At 49.7% G+C, this 3,739-nt stretch carries 3 protein-coding genes; 2 read left to right on the top strand and 1 reads right to left on the bottom strand.

What is annotated here, in order from left to right; genetic code table 11:
* Positions 1-27: 27 nt before the first annotated feature.
* Positions 28-1,185, bottom strand: coding sequence for an acetylornithine deacetylase (gene argE, locus HMPREF9370_RS00565; RefSeq protein ID WP_009115278.1), 1,158 nt, complete (start codon positions 1,183-1,185; stop codon positions 28-30).
* A 215-nt stretch (positions 1,186-1,400) separates the two neighbouring features.
* Between argE and HMPREF9370_RS00570 the strand changes: the two genes are divergently transcribed.
* Positions 1,401-1,940 (top strand): gamma carbonic anhydrase family protein, encoded by a 540-nt coding sequence (locus tag HMPREF9370_RS00570; RefSeq protein WP_009115279.1) that lies wholly within the window; start codon positions 1,401-1,403, stop codon positions 1,938-1,940.
* Between the two features lie 297 nt (positions 1,941-2,237).
* Positions 2,238-3,707, top strand: coding sequence for a pyruvate kinase (gene pyk / locus HMPREF9370_RS00575; RefSeq protein WP_009115280.1), 1,470 nt, complete (start codon positions 2,238-2,240; stop codon positions 3,705-3,707).
* The last annotated feature ends 32 nt before the right edge of the window (positions 3,708-3,739 follow it).

Genomic DNA, 3,739 nt, shown 5'->3' on the forward strand with positions numbered 1-3,739 from the left:
GGCAGTTGTTAATACACTCTCATTACTTCACTTCGAAAACGCTTTAATCAACCTTTCCAAAAACGCATCACACTGCGCAAGTTGCGCCAATTCGATAAATTCGTTTGGCCTGTGCGCTTGCTCTATGTTGCCGGGGCCGCAGATGATGGTATGGATGCCGGCTTGCTGAAAGAGGCCGCCTTCGGTGGTGTAGGACACGCTTTCTTTGGCGGCTGTGGTTTCCAACACATTGAGCAGACCGGTAATTTTCGGGCTGCCGGAAGCGGACATGGCAGGTACGCTGACTATTTCGTCGATTTCAATTAGGGCGCGCGAGTCGGTTTTCTGCATCAGCGGCTCCAGCTCGTGCCGGATATGGTCGGATATGGGTTTGATCACATCGAGCACGCTCATTTGCGGCAGGTTACGGTAATCAAAGTGAAATTCGCTAAACGAGGGCACGATATTGTTGGCATGGCCTCCGCGGATGGTGTTCACGCTCAAAGTGGAATGGGGAACATTGAAATTTGGGTCGTGATAAGACGGCTGTTTGAAACGCTCGGCAAGTTTTTGGATAAAGCAGATCAGGTGTGCGGCGTATTCTATGGTGTTCACACCGAGGTCGGGCAATGAGGAATGCGCGGGTTTGCCGTGCAGACGGCAGCGGAAAACGTGGATGCCTTTATGCGCCAACACGGCTTTCATGCCGGTGGGTTCGCCGACAATGCAATATTCAGGCTTGAGGCCGCGCGCCTGTATTTCTTCAATCATACCGCGCGCACCCAGGCAGCCTACTTCTTCGTCATAAGAAAGGGCAATATGCAGCGGGTATTTCAGGCGTGCGCTTTTCATAGCCGGCACGGCGGCGAGCACGGCGGCGATAAAGCCTTTCATATCGACGGCGCCGCGCCCGTAGAGTTTGTCTTCTCTGATTTCGGCGCGGAACGGATGGGAAAGCCAGGTTTCGTGTTCGGCTGGTACAACATCGGTGTGGCCTGAAAGTATCAGGCCGCCCTGTTCGCTGCCGTCGGCCGCCGGAATGGTTACGAAAAGATTGGCTTTGCTGTAATCTTCATTTTTGGTTACCCACGGGTTTAGGCCGTGAGACAGGAAATGATTGGCTACGCTGTCAATCAGTGCCAAGTTGGAATTATGGCTGGTTGTGTCGTAGGCAATCAGGCGGCAGAGCCATTCTATGGTATTCATGTGTGACAAGCTTTGATAGTATGTGGTGTTAGTCAATCAACTTAACTTTTACTACGGCATTACTGCACCTTAGCTCTAAGAGAACGATTTTGTAAACTGCCAAAGCAACAACAAAATCAGTGCCGTACTACCCGTACAGTCTCCGGCTTGCTGCCTTGTATTAAAAATGCGTTGATTGACTGTATTATAAACAATTTTTCAGACAGGCATTCATAATGGATAAGCATAATATTCGAAATTACCTCGATACGAAACCCTTAATTGACCCGAGCTGCTATATCGACCCTGCCTGCGTGATAATCGGCGACGTGGTTTTGGCAGAAGATGTGTCGGTGTGGCCGTGTGCGGTTATCCGGGGCGACGTCAACAAAATCCGCATCGGTAAGCGCAGTAATATACAGGATTTGAGCATGCTGCATGTTACACATAAAAACGCTAAAAATCCGGAAGGTTCCCCCTTGATTATCGGCGAAGATGTGACCATTGGGCATAAAGTGATGCTACATGGCTGCACCATCGGCAACCGCGTTTTGGTGGGCATGGGTACGATTGTTTTGGATGATGTGGTAATCGAAGACGATGTGATGATTGGCGCAGGCAGCCTGGTACCGCCGAGAAAGCGCTTGGAAAGGGGCTATCTTTATGTAGGCTCGCCTGTGAAACAGGTTAGAAAGCTGACAGAAGAAGAGCTGGCCGGTTTAGTTTATTCGGCAGAACACTATATGCGTGTTTCTGCGAATTATAAAAAGGATTGAGTGTATTGAGATGCCTGTCTGAAATAAAATTTCAGACAGGCTTTTATTTATCTTGTTTGCCGGTAATTTAAAGTTTGCCCTTCCCCAAAAAATAAGAATAGATAATTTAAAATCAATAGTAAAGAGAACTCAAGCAGTTTGGATGATGCGGATGGTTATATATTAGAAATTCCTCTATAACCTCTATAATATGAGCCAAATCATAATATTTGTAACTTTAATACATAAAGCAGCATCAGCGCACTACAATAACCATATTTCAAAACCCTTTGAATCCATTTGAAAAAGGAGCCTGTGATGAACACCCAAAAACATGATTTAACCCGTATCCGCCACAACACCAAAATCGTGGCCACTTTGGGGCCGGGCAGCAATCATGTGGATTTGCTGGAAGACATGATCCGCATCGGCGGCGTGAATGTGGTGCGCTTTAACTTCAGCCACGGCACGCCCGAATTCCATCGGGAAAATGCCAAAATCGTGCGTGAAGCAGCCAAGCGTGCAGGGCACGAAGTGGCGATTATGGCCGATTTACAGGGTCCGAAAATCCGCATCGGCAAATTAGCCGGCGGCTCGATTCATTTGGAAGCAGGTGAAAAGTTGCTGCTGGATGCAGCATTGGAAGGCGAAGGCAACCGCGAGCGTGTCGGACTGGATTACCGCAATCTGCCTGACGATGTGCAAGCAGACGATGTGCTTTTATTGGACGACGGCCTGCTCACGCTGATTGTGGACAGCGTAAACGACAGCGAAATCCTCACCACTGTACGAAACAGCCACACGCTCAAAAGTAATAAAGGCATCAACAAACAGGGCGGCGGCCTTTCTGCCGGCGCGCTAACCGAAAAAGATTTACGCGACCTGAAAACCGCTGTGGCCATCGGTTGCGACTATATTGCAGTCAGTTTTGTGAAATCCGGCGAAGACATGCATACCGCCCGAGCACTGGTGGAAAGAGAAATGGCCGGCACCAATGCCGTTCGCCCGGGTTTGGTGGCGAAAATCGAGCGCGTCGAGGCCATCAAACATTTGGATAAGATTATCGAAGCTTCCGACGGCATCATGGTTGCACGCGGTGATTTGGCGGTAGAAGTGGGCAATGCAGCAGTGCCGGCACTGCAAAAACGCATGATCAAGCGCGCCCGTGAAATGCGGCGCTTTAGCATAACCGCCACCCAAATGATGGAAAGTATGATTACCAACCCCGTGCCGACCCGCGCGGAAGTGAGCGATGTGGCCAATGCTGTGTTAGATGGCACCGATGCGGTGATGTGTTCTGCCGAAACCGCCATCGGCGCCTACCCCTTTGAAACCGTGCAACAAATGGCGATTATCTGCGCAGCAGCCGAGCGCGAGCAGGATTCCTTAATCGGCGTTGACGAAAAAGCGGTAGAACGTGCAAACCGTGTTGACGAAGCGATTGCCAGCGGTGCCGTGCACGTTGCCCGCCAAGTGGATGCCAAAGCCATCGTGGCCTTAACCGAAAGTGGCCACACGGCTTTCCAAGTAAGCCGTCACGGCATTCAACTGCCGATTTATGCCCTTACACCCAGCATACACGCCCAACGCCGCATGGCCATGTATCGAGGAGTGCGCCCGCTTAAAGTCAACACCAGCATTGAACACAATACCGCAATAGCCGAAGTAGAACATGCTTTACTCAAACGCGGTGTGTTAAGTAGCGGTGATCAATACATTCTGACTTGTGGCTCTTCGATGCACAAATCGGGTTCGACCAATATGTTGGAAATTATTACTGTACGTTAAATTTAATAGAATAAAAAATGCCTGTCTGAAAA

The organism is Neisseria wadsworthii 9715 (genome assembly GCF_000227765.1).
Classification (GTDB): Bacteria; Pseudomonadota; Gammaproteobacteria; order Burkholderiales; family Neisseriaceae; genus Neisseria; species Neisseria wadsworthii.

Bases quoted from the DNA above. Each gene is read 5' to 3' on its own strand.
- argE (WP_009115278.1), bottom strand. From the start codon at position 1,185: ATGAATACCATAGAATGGCTCTGCCGCCTGATTGCCTACGACACAACC.
- HMPREF9370_RS00570 (WP_009115279.1), top strand. From the start codon at position 1,401: ATGGATAAGCATAATATTCGAAATTACCTCGATACGAAACCCTTAATT.
- pyk (WP_009115280.1), top strand. From the start codon at position 2,238: ATGAACACCCAAAAACATGATTTAACCCGTATCCGCCACAACACCAAA.